Origin of the sequence: Streptomyces xantholiticus, assembly GCF_014651015.1 — a bacterium.
In the GTDB taxonomy this organism is placed as follows: Bacteria; Actinomycetota; Actinomycetes; order Streptomycetales; family Streptomycetaceae; genus Streptomyces; species Streptomyces xantholiticus.
On record NZ_BMWB01000004.1, the window covers coordinates 26,857 to 46,755 of the forward strand.

Sequence of the window (19,899 nt, forward strand, 5' to 3'; positions counted from 1 at the left end):
CCGGTTCACAGGGGCTCGGCCCCGCGCCTCGGACGGCGGCGGGGGGTGCGGCGGCGCGCCGGTCTGCCGCGCAGCGGCAGGTCCGGCCCGTCCGGGGGTGCTTCCCACGCCGGCCGTGGCGCAGGGGGGACGCAGGCGCGAGGGCTCGGGAGCGGAGCCCTGGAACACCGCGCGAAGCTTGGTGACGGACCGAAGCTCGGTGACGGACCGGGGCCGAGCCCGGTACGAGCCGCGGAGCGGGGCACGGGGGCCGGGGCCTGCCCCGAACGACGCCCGAGAGGGGTTCCCCCTCCCGGGCCGAGCCCGGCACGGGACCGGGGGCGCAGTTCCCATGAAGCCGGGGCCGGGGCGCAGCACGGAACGGCGCCCAGGCGCGGAGCCCCCGGTTCGGGAAGGGGCGGGCCGGGGAAGGTCACGGGACCTCCGACCGCGCCGCCGCCATGCCCGCCGCGTCCAGCAGCGCCGTGCCGACGATCAGGTCGGCGCCGCCGAATTCCGGGTCGTCCAGCTCGGTGCCGTCGTCGACGGCGAACAGCAGGCGCTGCTCGCCCTGCCGGTACGCGGTACCGACCGGCGGGCTCGCCGCGTGGACGGCGAGAAGCGCCACCAGGTACGGAAGGTCGGGGTCCCGGCGGCGCGCCTCCGCGAGCAGGCCCGAGAGGCGGCGCGGGGCATCGTGCTCCAGGTCCAGCAGTTCCATGGCGCTCGCGAACTGCCGCTCGCTGAAGCGGCTGTCGTCGGGTGTGGCGATCAGGTCCGGTTCCGGCATCTCCGCACCGAGGTGCTCGCGCTCCGCAGGCGGGGTCAGCAGCAGGTCGACCAGGTCCCCGACCCGGACGGAGGACGGCGTGCGCAGACCGGTGCCGCGTGCGAAGAACGCGTCCGTGACGCGGATCGCCGACTGCACGGGCAGCGGCAGCACGGGTGCCACCAGCTGGCCGTACAGGTCGAGACCGGTGCGCGCGGTGGGCCGGGCGAAGGCCTGGCGGTCCTGTTCTGCCCGGAACAGCGGCCCCGCCTCCAGCAGGCGGGACTGGAGCTGTGTGTGCCGCCGGATGCAGTCCTTGACGATGTCCACGAGCTCGGCGGCGCGCCGCTTGTGCTCCGCCGTCTTCGGGTCGGCCCCCGTCTCGGCCTCGTCGCGGGCCTTGCGGATGTTGGTGAGGATCGCGTTCTCGTGACGGTAGCGGTCGGCCACGTGGTCGAGTGCCTCGGCGATCATGTCGGGCACGGTGTGGAGCCAGTCCACCGCGCGGACATCGCGGCGGGTGGCCTCGAGCGTCCTGCGGAGGGTCTCCGCATACTGAACGGTCCGGTAGCGGGCCTGCTCGGCGGCGAGCTGCGCGTCGGCGAGGCGGCCCCGGTTGATGAGGACCTCCAGCTTCACCTCGGCCGCGATCTGCGCGCTGGTCACATCGGTGTCGAGCGCTCCTACGAGTACGTTGACCGCCTCGTCGGTGGTGCGCAGGTAGACCGTGCCGTCGTAGCCGGGCACTTCCTCGACGAGCTTGAAGTCGTAGTCGCGACGGGTGTAGACGCCGTCCGTGCCGAACGTGCCGTAGACCGCGCGGAAGCCGCGGTCCACGCTGCCGACGTTGATCAGGTTCTCCAGCACCCAGCGGGCGACGCGCTCGTGCTCGGCGGCGGGCCGACGGGGGGCCTGGGCGGCCACCCGCGGCAGCAGACGCGCGATTATCTGGTCGTGGTCGGCGCCGGTGTCGAAGTCCATGTTGAGCGTGACGAGGTCGATGGCCGCGAGGGCCACCTCCGCCATGGCGTAGACCGAGTACTCCCCCGCGAGATTCGCCTTGCGCACGTCGAGGTCGTGCAGGGGCGCGGTGCACGCGAGTGCGCGGAGCCGCCGCGCGAGCCCTTCGTCGGCGGCCGGGCCCTGCGCGGGGCGCGGCCCCGCGCTGAGCTGGGGCGGAGCGGTGTCCGTCGGGGCTGGCGAAGTCACGGTGCACAGATTAGGTCCTCGCACCGACAACGGTCGAAACGACGCAGAGCGGGCCGGTGCGGCCCGCCCGCTCCTTCGATCCCGCGACACCCGAGAGGAGAACGGCCCATGGGACGAGCACCGGCCGCAACGCTCCTGCCCCGGCGCTCCGGCGTCGGTACGGGGCGCCGGCATCGTCGCGTTCGCGCGGACCAATTGTGCGCGTGAGTCGTCGACGCAGGCGTCGAGGAGCGCCGGCACCTCCTTGCGTCGGCCGGTGCGCGGCAGGCTGATGCCCCCGCGAGGGAGCGTCGCGGTACCGCCCGGGGGTCGCGCGAGAGCATCTTGTGGGCGCTGCCGGCCTGCGTGGCGCGTGCCCGTGATCTTTGTGAAGGTGCCGCCTCGGCCGATCCGGAACTCCCAGGGCCCGGTCATTCCCCGGTACTTGCTCCGACCCGTCCGCCGGGAACGGCGGGCGACACGGCCGCGAGCGCGGCGGACAGGGCGAGCTCGGCACTTCGGTCGAGGCGCTCGCCGGTGCCGCGTGCCCAGTGGTGCACCTCGTCACCCGCGAGCCGCAGCAGCTGGGGCAGCAGGTCCGTGCAGCGCCGCGCCACCCAGCCGGTGCCCGCCGTGGCCAGCCACAGCAGCGCGGCGGCCCGGGTCGGGGGCGGCTGGTCGGGCTCGGCGCCCGGCGCGGGGCCGGCGGCGAGCCCGCGGGCGGCGAGCAGTTCGTGGAAGCGCCGCGCGAGCATGCGGTGGCCGCGCTCGGCCGGGTGCAGCCGATCGGCGCTCCACATGGCCCGGTCCGCGACCCAGGGGGCGTCGGCGGCGTGCAGATGGACGGTGTCGTAGCGGTCCGACAGCGCGTGCACGACGGCGTTGACGGCACGCTGCCGCCTGGCAAGCGGCCGGGCGAGCGGGGCGGGCAGCCCGAACATGGCGCCGGGGTCGGGGAGGCACGCCGTCAGCAGCACGGTCCCGCGGGCGGCGAACGCGGAACAGACGTCGTCGAAGCGCCGGGCGAGGTCCGCTATGTCGAAGGTGCGGCGCAGCGTGTCGTTGACACCCACGACCACGGAGGCGATGTCGGGCCCGAACGCGACCGCGGCGGGCGTCTGGTCCTCGGCCACGTCCTTGCTGAGGGCGCCGCTGACGGCGAGGTTACGGAACACGGCGGGCGCGTCCGCGCTGCCGACCCCGCCCGCGAGCAACGCCGCCCACCCCCGCCACCCTCCCTCCACCGGATCCCCGACCCCCGCGGTGAGCGAGTCCCCGAGCGCGGCGAACCGCAGCGGACGGCCGCCCTGCCGCGTCGTCATCAGCGTCTCCCTTTCGCGGCGGCCCGGCCGGCGACCGGCAGCGCTTCGTGGGCGGCGAGGAACGCCGTGACCGACCGGCGCCAGTCGAAGAGTTCGGCCCGCGCCCTGGCCGCCTCGCGGCGCCCGGCCTCCGGGCGGGTCAGCAGCTCCAGGACGGCCGCCGCGAAGTCCTCCCCCGTGTCGGCCGCGGCCACCCCCGCGTCGCCCACGACCTCCGGCAGCGCCGAAGACGCGCTGGCCACGACCGGAGTACCGCATGCCAGCGCCTCCAAGGCGGAGAGGCCGAAGGTCTCGGCCGGTCCGGGGGCCACGCACACGTCGGCCGCCGCCTGCAGATCGGCGACGGCCTCGCGGTCGGGGACGTGGCCGAGGAACTGGACCGGCAGCCGGTCCGTACGCGCCCGCCGCACGAGCGAGGCCTTCAGCGGCCCGTCCCCCGCGACGACCATCGAGACCCGCAGTCCCCGTTCGCGCAGTACGGCAAGGGCGTCCAGGGCCGTCCCCGGACGTTTCTCCACCGAGAGGCGCGAGCACAGCAGCAGGAGCACGTCGGCCCCGGCGGCGTGCCGGGCCCGCAGCACCGTGCTGCGCCGACCGGGCCGGCAGCGCCGCAGGTCGACGCCGAGCGGGGCACGCACGACGTTGAGCGCCCCGATGCGTACGAACTCCCGCTCCGCCCACTCCGTCGTGCAGACGATCCGCGAATACGCCCAGGCACTGCGGCGGTTGAGCCGGTCCGCCGCACGCGCGGCGACCGACTCGGAGAGCCCCCACGTGCGCAGCACGCCGTCCGCGGTCTCGTGGGAGACCATCACCGAGGGGATCCGCCTGCGCCGGGCCCATTCACCCGTCCACCGCAGGGTGGTGCGGTCGGAGACCTCCAGCCGGTCGGGCGCCAGTTCCTCGAGCACCTGCCGCAACCGGCGCCGTCCGGCCAGCACCCGGTACCCGCCGGTGCCGATGATCTCCGGCCCCGGCAGGGTGATGATGCGCCCCTGATCGGTGAGCCGGTCGCTCTCCGCGTCGCCGGGGACGACGAGCACCGGTTCATGGCCCGCGGCCAGGTAGCCGCGGCCCAGTTCGGCGAGCGCGGTGCGCAGCCCGCCGGACGAGGGGGTGACGAAGTTCGCCAGCCGTACGATGCGCAGTCCCCGCTCCCCGCTCACGCGGCCACCGCCGTACGGGCGCCGAGCACCTCGGCGTAGTGGTCCAGCAGCATGTCCCCGACCGCAGCCCAGGTCCGGCCCTCCACGGCGGCGAGCCCGGCCTGGCCGTACGCCCTGCGCATCACGGGGTCCGCCGCGAGTGCGGCGACGGCCGTGCGTACGGCGTCGGCGCTGTGCGGTTCCACGAGCAGCCCGGTGCGGCCGTGTGCGACGAGGTCGAGGGGCCCGCCGGCAGCCGGTGCGATGACCGGCAGACCGCTGGCCATCGCCTCCTGCACGGTCTGGCAGAACGTCTCGTACGGGCCGGTGTGGGCGAAGACGTCCAGTGAGGCGAAGATCCGGGCGAGGTCGTCGCCGGTCCGCCGGCCGAGGAAGACGGCGCCGGGCAGGGCCGCTCGCAGGGAGGTCTCGCTGGGCCCGTCCCCGACGACGACGACCCGGACACCGGGAAGTCCGCAGACCCCGGAGAGGAGTTCGATGTGCTTCTCCGGGGCAAGCCGGCCCACGTATCCGACGATCAGTTCACCGCCGGGGGCGAGGGTGCGGCGCAGCTCCTCGTCGCGCAGCTCCGGGCGAAAGCGTGTGGTCTCCACTCCGCGCGGCCACAGACGTACCCGCTCGACACCGTGCTCCTCGAGATCGCGCTGGGCGGCCGTGGAGGGAGCGAGAGTGCGGTCGGCGGCTCCGTGTACGGCCCGGATGCGCCGCCAGGCGGTGCCTTCGCCGGCGCCGACGTAGGTACGGGCGTAGCCGGCCAGGTCCGTCTGGTAGACGGCGACGGCCGGCAGTCCGAGCCGCGCGGCGGCGGCCATGCCCCGCACCCCGAGCACGAACGGGCTTGCGAGGTGCACGATGTCGGCCCGGTGCGCGGTGATGGCCGCCGCTACCCGGCGGCTGGGCAGTGCGACGCGAACCTGCGGATAGCCGGGCAGCGGGAGCGAGGGAACGCGCACGACGTGGCACGGGGCGGCGGCGTCGCAGCTCATCGCCCCGGCCGCGGCCGGGGCGATGACGAGCGGCTCGTGACCGCGGGCGGCGAGATGCCGTGCGGTCTGCTGGGCGCAGTGCGCCACACCGTTGATGTCTGGCGGAAAGGATTCGGTGACGATGACGACACGCATATCCGTGTTGTCGTCGGGCCCGGAGTGGCTGCGCCAACGTGGATCTTTCCGGATGCGGAACGTCCCGTGAGCGTTTGTGGCCGCACCGGGCGCGAAAGGTCGTCAACCGCCCCCAACCACCGCCGAACGCACCGAGCGGCGCCCGCGCTGCGGGCGCCGTCGGCGCCGGGAGCTCACACGGCCGGCCTGTCCCGACCGATCCGGCTCCGCACGGCGGTCTGCACCTCGGCCTCCTCCGCGGGATCGGCGGCGAGCCGGCGCAGCCGCTCGGCGACGCGTACGTCGCCCGTCTCCGCGTGCCGCGCGGCGAGTTCTCTGGTCGTCTCCTCGCAGTCCCACAGGCACTCGACCGCGAAGCCGGTGGCGAAGGAGGGGTCGGTGGCGGCGAGCGCCCGGGCGGCACGGCCCCGCAGATGGGAGGAGGCGGTCTCACGGTAGACGTGGCGCAGTACTGGTGCGGCGCAGCCGATGCCGAGGCGTCCGGCCCCGTCGACGAGGGTCCACAGCCGGGGTGCGTCGGGACCGTCCGCACGTACGGACTCGCGCAGCGCGCCGAGCACGAGCTGTGCGTCGCCGGCGCCGCCACGGCAGGCGAGCACGCCGGCCGCGGAAGCACCGAGTGCATCGGGCCGGTGGACCCAGCTCCGTGCCCGGTCGACGGCTTCCTCGCCGCACATCCGCTCGAACGCGGCGACGGCGGCTTCCGCGACTGTTGCGCTCCCCGCGGTGACGGCCGTCTCGATCAGGTCGAGGACGACGGCGTCGCGTGACTGGGCCAGGTAGTGGAGAGCGGCGCAGCGCGCGCCGTCTGAGCCGCTGCGGGCGGCCTCGACGATGGCGGGCCGGTCCTCCGGCCCCGCCACGGCGGTCAGGCAGCGGGCGGCCGGGACGTGCAGCGCGGTGCCGCGATCGTGGCCCTGGTCGGCCCATTCGAGGACCGCCTGGACGCTCCAGCCGGGCCGCGGCCCGGAGGGGCGCATCTGGCGCTGCCAGCGGTCGAAGGAGCCTGCTTCCTGCGCGGCCCTGACCCTGGCGCCGACGGCTTCCCGCGTGTCCTCCGCCCACAGCCGCCACGGCCGCGGTTCGAAGGAGTCCCGCACGGCGACGGCCAGTTCGGCCTCGCCCTCGGGGGTGGCGGGAAATCTGGCGAGGACGGGGGCGGCGAGCGCACGCAGACCTGCGTCGTCGTCACGCAGCGCGAGCTCGTCGAGCGCCCACGCCCAGTTGGCGCCGGTCGTCGCGTACCTCCGCAGCAGGGCGAGCGCGTCGCCCCGGCCGTAGGAGGCGAGGTGCCCGAGCACCGCGAGGGCGAGACCGGTCCGGCCCTCCTCGGTGTCGAGGTGGTCGTCGGTGTCGCACAGGTGCCGTTCGATCTCCTCGAGACTGCCGTGGAGATCCAGGTAGAGGCGTGCGTAGTAGAGGGAGCGGTTCTCGACCTGCCAGTCGTGGCGGGGGTCGTTGAGCACACAGTGGTTGAGGGCGGCGAGTGCCTCGGCCCGCGGGGCGGCGAGCGCGTGCAGCGTGCCGTCGCCGCGGCCCCTCTGCAGCAGACCGAGCAGGGTGCCGCTCGGCGCTATGACTGGATCGAACATGGAAGATGCCTCACATCAAGCTGTCGACGCAACCGGGGAGTGGAGTGCCTAGGCCGCGCAGCGGCATGTAGGGCCGCCCGTCGTGATGCGCGTCTTCCGCTTGGTGTTGACCATCTTCTCTCTGCCTCTCTTCGGTGGCCCCAGGGGAAACTCCCGGTTGATGTCGTCCGGGATGGGGCTGACGTCATGATGACCCACCCATTTCGCCACCGCGACCACATTTACGGCGCCCCCACGGCGGCCTTCCCAGCGCTGCCCGCGAGCCGCTCAGCGGCCTTCGAACAGCTCCAGGAGTTCTGTCTTCCCGAACATCCGAGCAGTATCCGCGGCGGACGGGGTGCCCGCCCGGGGGTCGGCGCCGCCTGCGAGGAGTGCCCGGATCACGGCGTCCTCCCCCTTGAACACCGCCCCGGCGAGAGGCGTCTGACCGCGGTCGTTGGCCCGGTTCGGCTCCGCGCCGCGGGCGAGCAGCGCCTCCACCGCGGCGGCGTGGCCGTGATAGGCGGCGAGCATGACGAGCGTGTCGCCCTTGTCGTTGGTGAGGTTGGCCGGTACGCCGGCATCGACGTAGGCGGCGAGCGCCTCGGTCTCTCCCTGGCGTGCCAGGTCGAAGACCTTGGTCGCCAGTTCGATCACCTCGGAGTCCGGGACCTCACTCATCGGACTTACCGCCTTTCACCGTCTGACCTGGGCGCACGGCAGGAGCAGCCGTACGAGTGAATCGACAGGGTACTGGCCCGGCGGCCGACATGACGCCGGGCGGCGGCGGCGAGGATCACGTCGCGGAGGGACTGTGCCGCGCCGTTCTGCCCTTTGCCCGCCGGGCAACGACCGACCGTCCGCCAGTGCAGTGAAATGCCGAGTATTTCACTCGTTTGCACCTTTTATCACATAGATACTTTCGGTAAGCCTGGAAGAACTCATGGTGACTGTCCCCTCACCCAGGAGAACCTCATGATTCTGTCCATGTCCGGCGTCGTGCTCCTCGGCATCATCGTCTTCCTCTTCTTCCGGAAGGACGGCCTGAAGGCCTCGCACGCATTCGTCTCCGCGCTGTTCGGCTTCTTCCTCGCGGGCACCGCGATCGCCCCCAGCATCCAGGCAGGCACGACGAGCCTGGCCGGTCTGCTGGGCGGGATCAAGTTCTGACCGGCTGTCCCTTCACCCCCAAGGAGACGATGTGGCCCGGCGTCCACTCCCCCGCATCCTGAGCAGCGGCGGCGCGCAGATCGCCCGCAGCCGCGAGATCGCGCGCACGGCCGCCGACAGCGCCACCGACGTCCTCCATCCGCTGATCACGGTCTCCCGTGGTCTGCGGAAGCTGGCCGCGACGGGCCGGCAGAGATGGGCCGCCACACCCAAGGAGCGGCGTGGTCCGACCCTCTTCCTCGTCGCCGCCGGCGTCCTGGTGGTCGCGCTCATCCCGTACGGGCCGCTGATCGCCCTGATCACGGTGATGGCCGCGGCCGCCTGGAAGGGGCGTGTACGGACACCGGTCAGGACCGGGCCCGACGAGGCGGAGGCCGGCCGCCTCAAGGCGCTGTACGAGGCTCTCGTCCCGTACTTCTCCGTCCCCGAGGACCCGGCTCCGCTGTACGCCCACGGCGGGGACTGGAGCAAGACCTTCAGCGAGTACGAGTTCGACGGCAACGGGCGGCTCACCCGGCTGCGCGTCAGGTACCCCGCCTACTTCACCGACGGCGAAGCCGCCGCCAGGATGCGGATCGAGCGGCTGCTGCACGCGAAGTCCGGACGCGGACGCGAATACCTCTTCACCTGGGACGAGGAGGTGAACGAACTCGTCATGAACGTGCTGCCCGCCCTGTCCACCGCCATCGCCGCCCAGCGCTTCGTCACCGTCCCCGGTGAGACGGTGCTCGGCTTCACCGACGCCGACGCCGTCCAGCGCACGGTGCCGGTGGTGATCGGCGACGAGATCGGTCAGGCGCCCCCGGTCGTGTGGCGCACCGGGCCCCGCTCCACCGAGCCGCACCTGCTCGCCGTCGGCGAACCCGGGAGCGGCACCACGACCCTCCTTCGCTCCATTGCCCTGCAGGCGCTGCAGCACGGGGACGTCCTCGTGGTGGAAGGCAGCGGAACCGGCGAGTACGCCTGCCTCACCGGGCGCGCCGGCGTCCTGACCGTCGAGTGCGGGCTGGCCGGCGCGCTGGCCGGTCTGGAATGGGCCGCCCATGAGACCGAGCGGCGCCTCATCGCCGCCAACCGCGCCCGGCAGGCGGGGCAGGCCGCGCCCGACGACACCAAGCGGCCGCTGTGGATCCTGGTGGACCGGCCCGGCGTCTTCGGCCACCTGGCCGCCGCGGACGGGCGCATGGACCCCCAGGAGCTGCTCTCCGTGCCGCTGAGGCACGGGCGGGCCGTCCAGGTCACCGTCGTCGTGGCCGAGCAGTTCGACAGCGTCGGCGCGCTCAGTGAGACGGTCCGGACCCACACCCGGGCCCGGGTCGTCCTCGGCGGGATCGGCTTCCCCGAGGTCGAGTCGGTGCTCGGCGTGACACCGCGGACCACGCCCACGACCGACGTACCCCCGGGGCGGGGGTACGCACGGCTGGGCAACGGGCCGGTCCTGCGGCTCCAGGTGCCGGCGACGCCCGACCCGTTCGACCACGCGACGACGGAGGCCCACCGGCAGGCGGTCCTCGCGCTGCTGCCTCCAGGGCCCGAGGACACGGCACCGGTCGCGCCGCCGCCGGGAATCCCGGCGAAGCCGCTCACCCCACCGACGGTCCCGGCGAAGCCCTGACGCGGCCGGCACACCGGGTCACGCTTCCAGGGCGTGGCCCGGTCTTTCCGTTCCCGCCCCTTCCCGCTGTATCGATGTGCGGCTCCCCTCGTCGCCGGCTCCGCCCTGACCCGTTTCCGGGCTCCGGACCGGAGCGGCGCCGGCACAACGACTACGCCACGAACGTGCGCGGAGCCTCCGTACCCGTCAATGCGCCCGTGGAGACGAGGCGCGCTGCCGCTGCGAGGCGTACCGCCGCCTCCTCGGCCACCGGACCGCCCACGGTGAACGGCAGGCGTACGTAGCCCTCGAACGCGCCGTCCACGCCGAAGCGCGGTCCCGACGGCACCCGGACACCCACGCGCTCGCCGACCTCTGCGAGGCGGGAGCCGGAGAGGCCGCCCGTGCGGACCCAGAGGGTGAGGCCGCCGGCGGGGACGTCGAACTCCCAGTCCGGCAGCTCCCGCCGCACCGCGGCGACGAGCGCGTCACGGTTCTCGCGCGCCTGGTCGCGGCGGACGGCGACCGCCTCGCTCCAACCACCCGTGTGCATCAGCCAGTTGATCGCCAGTTGTTCCAGCACGGGCGTGCCGAGGTCCGCGTAGGCGCGAGCCGCCACGAGGGAGCGGATCACGTCGGGGGCCGCGCGGACCCAGCCGATCCGCATGCCCGCCCAGAAGGCCTTGCTGGCGGAGCCGACGGTCAGGACCGTCGACCCGGCGGGGTCGAACGCGCAGACGGGACGCGGCATCTCGATGTCGGCGTCGAGGTGCAGTTCCGACATGGTCTCGTCGACGACGAGCACCGTGCCGGCCGAGCGGGCCGCCTCGACCAGGGCGCGCCGCTGGGCCTCGTCGGCGAGCGCGCCGGTGGGGTTGTGGAAGTCGGCGACGACGTACGCCAGGCGGGGCGCGGCGTCGCGCAGGACCTGGCGCCAGCGATTCAGGTCCCAGCCGGTCAGGCCCTCGGCCATGGCCACGGGCACGAGCCGTGCGCCTGCTTCGCGCATCAGCTGGAGGATGTTGGCATAGGAAGGGGATTCGACGGCGATGCGTTCGCCGCGTCCGGCGAACAGATGACAGATCGCGTCGATCGCACCCATCGCTCCGGTGGTGACCATGATCTGTTCGGGCATGGTCGGGATGCCGCGTTCCGTGTACCGGTCGGCGAGCATCTGGCGCAGGGCGGGCAGGCCGGCCGGGTAGTCGCCGTGGGTGTGGGCGTACGGCGGGAGTTCTTCGAGCGCGCCCTGGACGGACCGGGTGAGCCATGGCTCGGGCGCGGGCAGGGCGGCGCATCCGAGGTCGATCATGGAGCCGAGCGACTCGGGCGGCAGAGGCTCGAGGCCCCGGGCGGGCAGCGGGTTGCCCGCGGGTACGGCGGTCCAGCTGCCGGCGCCTCTGCGGGACTCCAGGAAGCCTTCGGTGCGCAGCGCCTCGTAGGCGGCGGCGACGGTGGTGCGGCTGACGGACAGGGCGAGGGCGAGTTCGCGCTCGGCGGGCAGCCGGGCCGCCACGGGGACACGGCCCTCCAGGACGAGCAGCCGGATGCCGTCGGCGAGCGCCCGGTAGGCGGGCGGCTTGCGGGTGCCTGGCCCGGCGGGGCGCGGCTGCTGGGAGGTGAGCTGCCGGGCGAGCTGGGCCGCACCCACCGCAGAGGTCCACTGCGTCATGGAATTCAGTCCACCTTCCTCGAATTGGCCATGGTTGCCGATTGTTCCGTAGCCACAGAGTGTCATGCATCAGTCCACGAACACCAGACAAGGGGGCGCCATCGTGTCCGCGCATCTCACCCGCAGGCTGCTCCAGTTGTACGTCGGCCTCGCGCTGTACGGAGTGAGTTCCGCGCTGCTGGTGCGCGCCGGGCTCGGCCTGGAGCCGTGGGGGGTGCTGCATCAGGGCCTGGCCGAGCTGACCGGGCTGACGATCGGCGTCGTGTCGATCATCGTGGGCGCCGTGGTGCTGCTGTGGATCCCGCTCCGCCAGCGGCCGGGCCTCGGGACGGTGTCGAACGTGTTCGTGATCGGCCTCGCGATGGACGCCACCCTGGCGCTCGTTCCGCGGGTGGACGGGCCGGGCGGTCAGATTCCGCTGATGGCCGGCGGCATCGTGCTCAACGGCGTGGCCACGGGCCTCTACATCGCCGCCCGTTTCGGACCGGGCCCGAGGGACGGCCTCATGACCGGCCTGCACCGGCTGACGGGCCGGTCGATACGGCTGGTGCGCACCGCGATCGAGGTGGCGGTCGTCGTGACCGGTTTCGCGCTCGGTGGTTCCGTCGGCGTCGGGACGGTGGCGTACGCGCTGGCCATCGGGCCGCTGGCGCAGCTGTTCCTGCGGGTCTTCGCCATCCCGGAGAGGGAGGGACGCAGCACGGTGGTCGCCGGGGGGTCACCCGCACGGGCCATACTGCAGAGGTGACCCACGTACCCCACCCCTATCTGGATCATGCCTCGACGCTCGCCTTCGCCCACCGCGGCGGGGCGGCGGACGGAATCGAGAACACCGCGGCGGCCTTCCGGCGGGCCGCCGATGCCGGCTACCGCTACTTCGAGACCGATGTGCACACCACGGCGGACGGCCGGCTGGTGGCCTTCCACGACGCGACGCTGGACCGGGTGACCGATGCCCGGGGACGTATCGCGGCCCTGCCGTGGAGCGAGGTGCGGAAGGCCAGGGTCGCGGGCCGCGAGCCGCTGGCGCTGTTCGAGGAGTTGCTCGAGGAGTTCCCCGAGGCCCGCTGGAACGTGGACCTGAAGGCGGAGTCCGCCCTGGTGCCGCTGGTGGACCTGATCCGCCGGACCGACGCCTTCGACAGGGTGTGCGTCGGCTCGTTCTCCGAAGGCCGGGTGACGCGGGCGATGCGCCTCGCGGGGCCGCGGCTGGCGACCTCGTACGGGGTGCGCGGTGTGCTCGGGCTGCGGCTCGGCTCGTACGGGATACCGAGCGCGGTCCGCAGCGGCGCGGTGTGCGCCCAGGTGCCGGAGACACAGGGCGGCATACGCGTGGTGGACCGCCGGTTCGTACGAGCGGCCCACGCGCGTGGTCTGCAGGTCCATGTGTGGACGGTGAACGACGCCGATCGGATGGCCGCCCTCCTGGACCTTGGCGTGGACGGAATCATGACCGATCATCTTGAGACGTTGCGCACCGTGCTGACCGACCGGGGCGTGTGGATCTGATCCGGCGCTTCTGCGACGGCACGAGCGAGGGGGCGCGGGTGACGGCGGACACCGCGGACCGCACCGGAGGCACCGGCGGGGACGAAGGCACCGCCGCGCGCAGACGCGAACAACAGGGCTGGTACTTCTACGACTTCGCGTGCTCGGTGTATTCGACGAGCGTCCTCACGGTGTTCCTCGGCCCCTATCTGACGTCGGTGGCGAAGGCGGCGGCGGACGCCGATGGCTTCGTGCACCCGCTGGGCATCCCGGTGCGGGCCGGTTCGGTCTTCCCTTACGCGGTGTCCGTCTCGGTGGTGCTCGCCGTGCTGATCATGCCGCTGGCGGGGGCGGCGGCGGACCGCAGCGGCCGTAAGAAGCCGCTGCTCGCCGTCGCGGCGTACGTGGGCGCCGCGGCGACGACGGGGATGTTCTTCCTCGACGGTGACCGTTATCTGCTGGGCGCGTTCCTGTTGATCGTGGCGAACGCGTCGCTGGCCGTGTCGATGGTCCTCTACAACGCCTACCTGCCGCAGATCGCGGCCCCCGACGAGCGTGACGCGGTGTCGTCGCGCGGCTGGGCCTTCGGATACACGTCGGGCGCGCTGGTGCTGGTCCTGAACCTGGTCGTCTACTCGGGCCACGACTCCTTCGGCCTCTCGGAGGCGGACTCGGTCCGTATCTGTCTTGCCTCTGCGGGCCTGTGGTGGGGCGCGTTCACGCTGATTCCGCTGCGGCGGCTGCGCGACCGCGGGATCGCACCGTCCGGGGAGGGCGCGGTCGGCTCCGGGTGGCGGCAGCTGGTCGCGACCCTGCGCGACATGCGGCGGCATCCATTGACTCTGTCGTTCCTGCTCGCCTACCTCGTTTACAACGACGGCGTGCAGACGGTCATCTCGCAGGCGTCCGTCTACGGCTCCGAGGAGCTGGGGCTCGACCAGACCACGCTGATCACGGCGGTGCTGCTGGTACAGGTGCTGGCCGTGGCCGGCGCGCTGGGGATGGGCCGGCTGGCCCGCACGTACGGGGCGAAGCGCACGATCCTCGGGTCGCTGGTTGTCTGGACGCTGATTCTGGCCGCCGGGTACTTCCTGCCTGCGGGCGAGCCGGTGTGGTTCTACTGCCTGGCAGCGGGGATCGGCCTCGTGCTGGGCGGCAGCCAGGCGCTGTCGCGGTCCCTCTTCTCGCATCTGGTGCCGCGGGGCAAGGAGGCGGAGTACTTCTCCGCGTACGAGATGAGCGACCGGGGCCTGAGCTGGCTCGGGCCGCTCGTATTCGGTTTGGCGTATCAGATGTCGGGCAGCTACCGGGACGCGATCATCTCTTTGGTGATCTTCTTCGGGCTGGGATCCGTGCTGCTCGCAAGGGTTCCGGTGAGGCGTGCGGTGGCCGCGGCGGGGAACCCGGTACCGGACCGGATTTAGACGCCTGAGTGAAAGGCCGGTAGTGTACGCCTTTGGCTTGCCAGGCGGACCGTTACTGCGTGCTGGAATAGTGAAATCAGTGGGTGACACTTTCTGTCAGATGTGACAAACCGGGCACTGGTGGGTACCCCAACCAATGGCAAAGCAGCGGCACGACGGGCGACGCATGACCCGGAACGGGAATCTTTACCGCCGACCGGACGTTGACCGGATGACGACGACAGCGACACCTGTCCTGTGGGCGACAAGCCCGGGAGGCACGATTCATGAGTGAGCGAGCTCTCCGCGGCACGCGACTTGTGGTTACCAGCTACGAGACGGACCGCGGCATCGACCTGGCCCCGCGCCAGGCGGTGGAGTACGCATGCCAGAACGGACATCGTTTTGAGATGCCGTTCTCGGTGGAGGCGGAGATTCCGCCGGAGTGGGAGTGCAAGGCGTGCGGCGCCCAGGCACTTCTCGTGGACGGGGACGGCCCCGAGGAGAAGAAGGGCAAGCCGGCGCGTACGCACTGGGACATGCTGATGGAGCGGCGCACCCGCGAGGAGCTGGAGGAGGTCCTGGCCGAAAGGCTGGCGGTCCTTCGCTCCGGCGCGATGAACATCGCGGTGCATCCGCGCGACAGCCGGAAGTCGGCGTAGCGCGCGCCAGCGCGCGAAGCGACACAAGACGGAGCCGCGGGCCGTGACCACACTGGTGTGGTCACGGCCCGCGGCTTTGCCACGCCCGGCCCGGGGAGCGCAGCGGGTGCGGGGGCACCCCGCCCCGTCCCAAAACCGGGGCAGGCCCCCGGGCCCGCACCCGTTTCCCGGGACGGACCGGACCCCGCCCGAACCCGTTCACGCTCCGCGCGGCTTGGTTCTCCGCCCCGGGCCCCGTACCGCGATTCGCACCCGCTGTCCTCGAGCGCCGGACGGGCCTGTTCGCGGCCTGCCGGGTTCGCCGTGCGGGAGCGATCCGACCGTGGGAGACCTCCCGCGCCCGCCAGCCCGCAGGAAGATTTTTTTGAAGGCGCGGGGATACGGGGCAAAGCCCGCGAACAAGGCCCGGGCGAAGCCCCGTGAACGAGACCCCGGGGCCGGGCCCGAAGACGGGGCCCGGGGGCGGAGCCCCGGTTACGGGCCAGGGGGCGGGCTTGGGACAGCGGCCGTCGCAGGCGCGCCCCACACCCCACCCGGTCCGGGAGGGGTGCCGGAACCGACCGGAACGGGCGACAGCGGCGCCGTCCGGCTCAGAACGGGGCACCCGCCGGTCACCGCTGTGGCCGGCACCGCCCGGTCCGGGCGGTCAGGGTGTGAGCGGAGGCCGTGGGGCGTCGTCGTCGCGGCGCGGGGCAGCGCCGTCGCGGATGACCTCGCCCTGGACGACCTTGCCGTCCGGACGGTGGATGCGGGCCTGCTGGAAGGCGTTGCCCAGGCCGTCGGGCATCGCTGCGTTCATCCTTCGCTCCAGCGAGCGTTCGGCAAGACGGCCGAGGCGGGTTCGGACCGGTGGGAGCAGAAGCAGTAGGCCCGCCGCGTCGGAGGCGACGCCCGGCAGCATCAGCAGCAGGCCGCCGAGCATCAGCAGGCCGTTGCCCTCGGCGCGGCCGGAGGGCATGGAGGTGGCCGGGTCGCCCTGCCCCGTCTGCTGCTGCAGCGTTCGTGTGAGGTTCGCGAAGGCCCGCCGCCCCGCCCGTTTGACCACCACGGCCCCGAGCACCCCCGCGCCGACCAGCAGGGCGAGGACGGCGAAGCCGCTCGCCGCGTCGGCGATGACGGTGAGCAGCCAGACCTCGAGGATCAGCCACGCGGCGACGGCGAGCGGGAGGAAGGTGCGGGCGCGCGAGCGCCTGCGGGCGGTCGGGGGCGGTGCGCCGGTCGTCATGCCCCCAGTGTGCCTGGGCGCCCGTCGAAGCGGTGTAAGGGGGTCGTCAGAAAGATCGTTTGCGGCCGAGGAGCCGGCGCGCCCGCTCCTCCACGCCCCATGCGGTGACGCGCCAGAGCGCCTCCACGACGATGTCCCTGCTCATTTTGGAGTCGCCGTGCTCGCGTTCGACGAAGGTGATCGGGACCTCGACCACATGGAAGCCCGCGGCCACGGCCCGCCTCGCGAGGTCGACCTGGAAGCAGTACCCCTGGGAGGCGACGTCGCCGAGGCCGAGGCCCTCGAGGGTCTCGGCGCGGAAGGCGCGGAAGCCTCCGGTGACGTCCCGCAGGGGCACACCGAGCAGCAGCCGTGAGTAGGTGCTGCCGCCGCGGGAGAGGAACTCGCGGTGCTTCGGCCAGTTGACGACGCGCCCTCCGGGCACCCAACGGGATCCCAGCACGAGGTCGGCGCCCTTCAGGGCGGTCAGCAGTCTGGGCAGTTCCTCGGGCTGGTGCGAGCCGTCGGCGTCCATCTCGACCAGGACGCCGTAGTCGTGTTCGATCCCCCAGCGGAAGCCGGCGAGGTAGGCCGCGCCGAGCCCTTCCTTGCCCTTGCGGTGCAGTACGTGCACATGCTCGTCCTGGGCGGCGACCTCATCGGCGAACTTGCCCGTGCCGTCGGGGCTGTTGTCATCGGCGACGAGCACGTCCGCGTCGGGCACCGCGGCACGCACCCGGGAGACGACGGCCCGGATGTTCTCGGCCTCGTTGTAGGTCGGGATGATCACCAGGGTCCTGCCGAGCGGGCCGTACCGCCTCCCCCGGGCTCCGCCATGGGGAACCGCACCACCGTCGTTCACTGCTGCCCCTTAAAGTCCGTACGCAGAGCCCAACCATAGCGAGCCCGCCTCACGCGCTCGCAGCGACACTGATCTTCAAGGAGCGGACGGAGAGGGCGGAACGGACCGGCCCGGACGCAGCGGATCGGGCCCGGCGTCCTTCGGGCCGACCTGGGGCCCGCTGGCTGCGGGTCCACCGAGAGCCGTTGTCTACTGAACGCCGGGCCCCACCCGGGTCGCACCTGCCGACCGGCTGACACCTACCCTCTGCCCCCGAGGCGCGGGCGCTGAACCTGGCTCCCAGCGGTGGTGCACCGGTGCGGCACACCACCCCATGACCCAGCGGCGTTCGACGACTTGCGTGGAGGTTGCCGGTCGGACGTTCTTCGGTGGACTGGGCCGAACCTACCCGCCGGTGGGCGCTCGCTGTCAACAGTCGCCTGATCAGCGACAATTAACGGAACTACCAGGTCAGGCGGGAAGATCCGCAGGTCGTGGCGGAACGCTGGGAGAATCCGCCACGGGTGCGAAATGTCCCTACGTCACCCGTTCGGGCCCGCGAAGACGGTTCGCCCCGAGACCACTGTCCGCAGACAGACGGGCAGTTCGGCGCCGGGGCCGAGGTCGGGCAGGCCGGGGGTTCCGGAGCGCGGGTCGGTGGACCAGCGGGCGACCCGGTCGTCGGGAGCCTGGACCACCAGCTCGCCGGTGCGCCAGACCGCGTAGTCGGCCGGAGCGCCGGGGACGAGGACTCCCGCATCGTCGCGGCCGACGGCACGCCAGCCGCCGCGGGTGTGCGCGGTGAAGGCGGCGCGGACGGAGATCCGGTGCTCGGGGGTCCGGTGGAAGGCGGCCGCACGCACCGTCCCCCAGGGGTCGAGCGGTGTCACCGGACTGTCGGAGCCGAAGGCGAGCGGCACTCCGGCGCGCAGCAGCGCGGCGTACGGGTTGAGGGTGCGGGCCCGCTCGGCACCCAGCCGCTGGGCGTACATGCCGTCGTCGCCTCCCCACGCCGCGTCGAAGGCCGGCTGGACGGAGGCGGTGAGCCCGAACTCCGCGAAGGCGGCGATGGTTTCGGGGGTGAGCATCTCGGCGTGCTCGATCCGGTGCCTCGCGGCGCGGACGCGGGCGATTCCGAGCCGGTCGGCGGCCGTGCGGACACCGTCGATCACAGCGCCCAGGGCGGCGTCGCCGATGGCGTGGAACCCCGCCTGCAGTCCGGCCTCGGTGCAGGCGGCCACATGTGCCGCGACCGCCGCCGCGTCGAGGTGGGCGCTGCCCGTGGTGGCAGGAGCGTCGGCGTACGGGTCGTGGAGGCACGCGGTGTGCGAGCCGAGGGAGCCGTCGACGAACAGGTCTCCGGCCGCTCCGGCGGCGCCGAGTTCCCGGATCCGCTCGGCGCCCTTCTCGTCGGTGACCTGCTCGGCCCAGTAGCCGACGACCCGGGGGCCCGGCTCCGTGCGGGCGAGCGCGAGGAGGGAGGTGAAGTCGTCCTCGTCGGAGATCTCGGGTCCCGCGCATTCATGGACGCTGCCGATGCCGAGGGACGCGGCACGGGCGAGCGCCGCGCTCTGCGCCTCGCGGCGCTGCGCGGGGGTGACGGCCGCGTGGGCGGCGGCTCGGACGGCGTGGTGGGCGGCGGCGGTCAGTGGGGCGTCGGGGTGGAAGCCCGCGAGGTCCGTGACGCCGGGGACGAGGTCGAGCAGGGCGGTGGTGACGACCGCGGAGTGGACGTCGACGCGCGGCAGGTACAGGGGCCGCCCGCCGGTTGCTTCGTCGAGCTCCGCACGGCTCGGCGGCCGCTGCTCGGGCCAGCGCGTCGCGTCCCAGCCGTGCCCGAGGAGCATCTGGCCGCCGGGGTGGGCCGCGCTGTGCTCCCGTACGAAGCGCAGGGCGTCGGCGAGGGAGCGCGCACCGGAGAGATCGAGGCCGGTGAGGGCGAGTCCGGTGGACGTGGTGTGGATGTGCGCGTCGGTGAACGCGGGCGTGACCAGGGCGCCTTCGAGGTCGACGACCTCGTCGACGCCGGTGGCGAAGGCATCTGCGGCGCCTTCCGACCCCACCCAGGCGATGTGTCCCTTTTCCACGACCATCGCGGTGGCGAAGGGGTCGGCGGGGCTGTGTACTTCTCCACCGCGCAGCAGCACGGTGCGGTGATCGCTCTGGGGGGCGGTGCTCTCGGTCATGGGACCAAGACTAGATACGTGGCGGGCGGGCCTCGTACGGGGTGGAGAGGACGACCGTCGTGCGGGTGGAGACGCCGGCCAGGGAGCGGATGCGGGTGAGGAGGTGCTCCAGCTCGAGGGGGGTGGCGACACGTACCTTGAGGATGTAGTTCTCGTCGCCCGCGACGCTGTGGCACGCCTCGATCTCGGGAACGCCGCCGAGCCGGTCCGCGATGTCGTCCGGGGCGCTGGGGTCGAACGGCTTCACCGAGATGAACGCGGTGAGCGGCAGCCCGACGGCCTCGGGGTCGACGACGGCGGCGTAGCCGCGGATGACACCTCGCTGTTCCAGGCGGCGGACGCGCTGATGCACCGCCGAGGTGGACAGGCCGGTGGCCCTGCCCAGGTCGGTGTAGCTCATCCGCCCGTCCTTGACGAGCAAATCCACGATCTGACGATCCAGCTCCTCCATGCGGATCAACCTATTGCCACAGGTCGCCTCCGGCACAGTCCAGGAGGGCCAGGAAGGACGCCCACGGCGGTCATGTGACGAACACCACAGACTTGCCGCCCGATGCGCCGTG

At 72.9% G+C, this 19,899-nt stretch carries 17 protein-coding genes; 6 read left to right on the forward strand and 11 right to left on the reverse strand.

Annotated elements, in window-relative coordinates; genetic code table 11:
- Positions 1 to 412 precede the first annotated feature (412 nt).
- The 6 genes from IE198_RS08670 to IE198_RS08695 all read right to left on the reverse strand — a co-directional run bounded on the left by IE198_RS08670 (position 413) and on the right by IE198_RS08695 (position 7,797).
- Entirely contained in the window at positions 413 to 1,957 is a 1,545-nt protein-coding gene (locus IE198_RS08670; RefSeq protein WP_189884458.1) for a hypothetical protein, read from the reverse strand.
- A gap of 410 nt (positions 1,958 to 2,367) precedes the next feature.
- Positions 2,368 to 3,258 carry an SGNH/GDSL hydrolase family protein gene (locus IE198_RS08675; RefSeq protein ID WP_189884460.1) on the reverse strand — a complete coding sequence of 297 codons (891 nt, stop codon included), beginning with the start codon at positions 3,256 to 3,258 and terminating at the stop codon, positions 2,368 to 2,370.
- Positions 3,258 to 4,424 carry a glycosyltransferase gene (locus IE198_RS08680; protein ID WP_189884462.1) on the reverse strand — a complete coding sequence of 389 codons (1,167 nt, stop codon included), beginning with the start codon at positions 4,422 to 4,424 and terminating at the stop codon, positions 3,258 to 3,260. Before IE198_RS08680 ends, IE198_RS08675 begins: the two co-directional genes overlap by 1 nt.
- A complete protein-coding gene (locus tag IE198_RS08685) occupies positions 4,421 to 5,545 on the reverse strand; it encodes a glycosyltransferase family 4 protein (RefSeq protein ID WP_189884464.1) in 1,125 nt (374 codons plus the stop codon). The genes IE198_RS08680 and IE198_RS08685 overlap by 4 nt, the downstream gene beginning before the upstream one ends.
- A 173-nt stretch (positions 5,546 to 5,718) precedes the next feature.
- Complete coding sequence (locus IE198_RS08690; RefSeq protein WP_189884466.1) at positions 5,719 to 7,137, reverse strand: HEAT repeat domain-containing protein; 1,419 nt, start codon at positions 7,135 to 7,137, stop codon at positions 5,719 to 5,721.
- 267 nt (positions 7,138 to 7,404) lie between these two features.
- Complete coding sequence (locus tag IE198_RS08695; RefSeq protein WP_189884468.1) at positions 7,405 to 7,797, reverse strand: ankyrin repeat domain-containing protein; 393 nt, start codon at positions 7,795 to 7,797, stop codon at positions 7,405 to 7,407.
- Positions 7,798 to 8,091: 294 nt separating this feature from the next.
- On the opposite strand from IE198_RS08695, the gene IE198_RS08700 reads away from it, so the two are divergent.
- A complete protein-coding gene (locus IE198_RS08700; RefSeq protein ID WP_100106149.1) occupies positions 8,092 to 8,286 on the forward strand; it encodes a hypothetical protein in 195 nt (64 codons plus the stop codon).
- A gap of 31 nt (positions 8,287 to 8,317) precedes the next feature.
- Complete coding sequence (locus IE198_RS08705) at positions 8,318 to 9,901, forward strand: hypothetical protein (RefSeq protein WP_229833801.1); 1,584 nt, start codon at positions 8,318 to 8,320, stop codon at positions 9,899 to 9,901.
- Between the two features lie 151 nt (positions 9,902 to 10,052).
- Here IE198_RS08705 and IE198_RS08710 read toward each other — a convergent pair whose 3' ends face one another.
- Complete coding sequence (locus tag IE198_RS08710) at positions 10,053 to 11,552, reverse strand: SCO1417 family PLP biosynthesis transcription factor (protein WP_189884470.1); 1,500 nt, start codon at positions 11,550 to 11,552, stop codon at positions 10,053 to 10,055.
- Between the two features lie 64 nt (positions 11,553 to 11,616).
- On the opposite strand from IE198_RS08710, the gene yczE reads away from it, so the two are divergent.
- The 4 genes from yczE (at position 11,617) to IE198_RS08730 (ending at position 15,105) form a co-directional block, all read left to right on the forward strand.
- Entirely contained in the window at positions 11,617 to 12,300 is a 684-nt protein-coding gene (gene yczE / locus IE198_RS08715) for a membrane protein YczE (RefSeq protein WP_189884472.1), read from the forward strand.
- Complete coding sequence (locus IE198_RS08720) at positions 12,297 to 13,061, forward strand: glycerophosphodiester phosphodiesterase family protein (protein WP_189884474.1); 765 nt, start codon at positions 12,297 to 12,299, stop codon at positions 13,059 to 13,061. The genes yczE and IE198_RS08720 overlap by 4 nt, the downstream gene beginning before the upstream one ends.
- A gap of 38 nt (positions 13,062 to 13,099) precedes the next feature.
- Positions 13,100 to 14,464: an MFS transporter gene (locus IE198_RS08725; protein WP_189884476.1), complete on the forward strand. Its 1,365-nt coding sequence runs from the start codon at positions 13,100 to 13,102 to the stop codon at positions 14,462 to 14,464.
- A gap of 266 nt (positions 14,465 to 14,730) precedes the next feature.
- Positions 14,731 to 15,105: an RNA polymerase-binding protein RbpA gene (locus IE198_RS08730; protein WP_003959706.1), complete on the forward strand. Its 375-nt coding sequence runs from the start codon at positions 14,731 to 14,733 to the stop codon at positions 15,103 to 15,105.
- Positions 15,106 to 15,751: 646 nt separating this feature from the next.
- On the opposite strand, the gene fxsA is transcribed toward IE198_RS08730, so the two are convergent.
- The 4 genes from fxsA to IE198_RS08750 form a co-directional block, all read right to left on the reverse strand.
- Entirely contained in the window at positions 15,752 to 16,330 is a 579-nt protein-coding gene (gene fxsA / locus IE198_RS08735) for an FxsA family membrane protein (protein ID WP_189884478.1), read from the reverse strand.
- Between the two features lie 46 nt (positions 16,331 to 16,376).
- On the reverse strand, positions 16,377 to 17,171 hold the full coding sequence (locus IE198_RS08740; RefSeq protein ID WP_189884480.1) for a polyprenol monophosphomannose synthase: 795 nt from the start codon (positions 17,169 to 17,171) through the stop codon (positions 16,377 to 16,379).
- Positions 17,172 to 17,692: 521 nt separating this feature from the next.
- On the reverse strand, positions 17,693 to 19,336 hold the full coding sequence (locus IE198_RS08745) for an amidohydrolase (protein WP_189884482.1): 1,644 nt from the start codon (positions 19,334 to 19,336) through the stop codon (positions 17,693 to 17,695).
- Between the two features lie 10 nt (positions 19,337 to 19,346).
- Positions 19,347 to 19,787, reverse strand: coding sequence for an Lrp/AsnC family transcriptional regulator (locus IE198_RS08750; RefSeq protein ID WP_189884484.1), 441 nt, complete (start codon positions 19,785 to 19,787; stop codon positions 19,347 to 19,349).
- Positions 19,788 to 19,899: the final 112 nt, after the last annotated feature.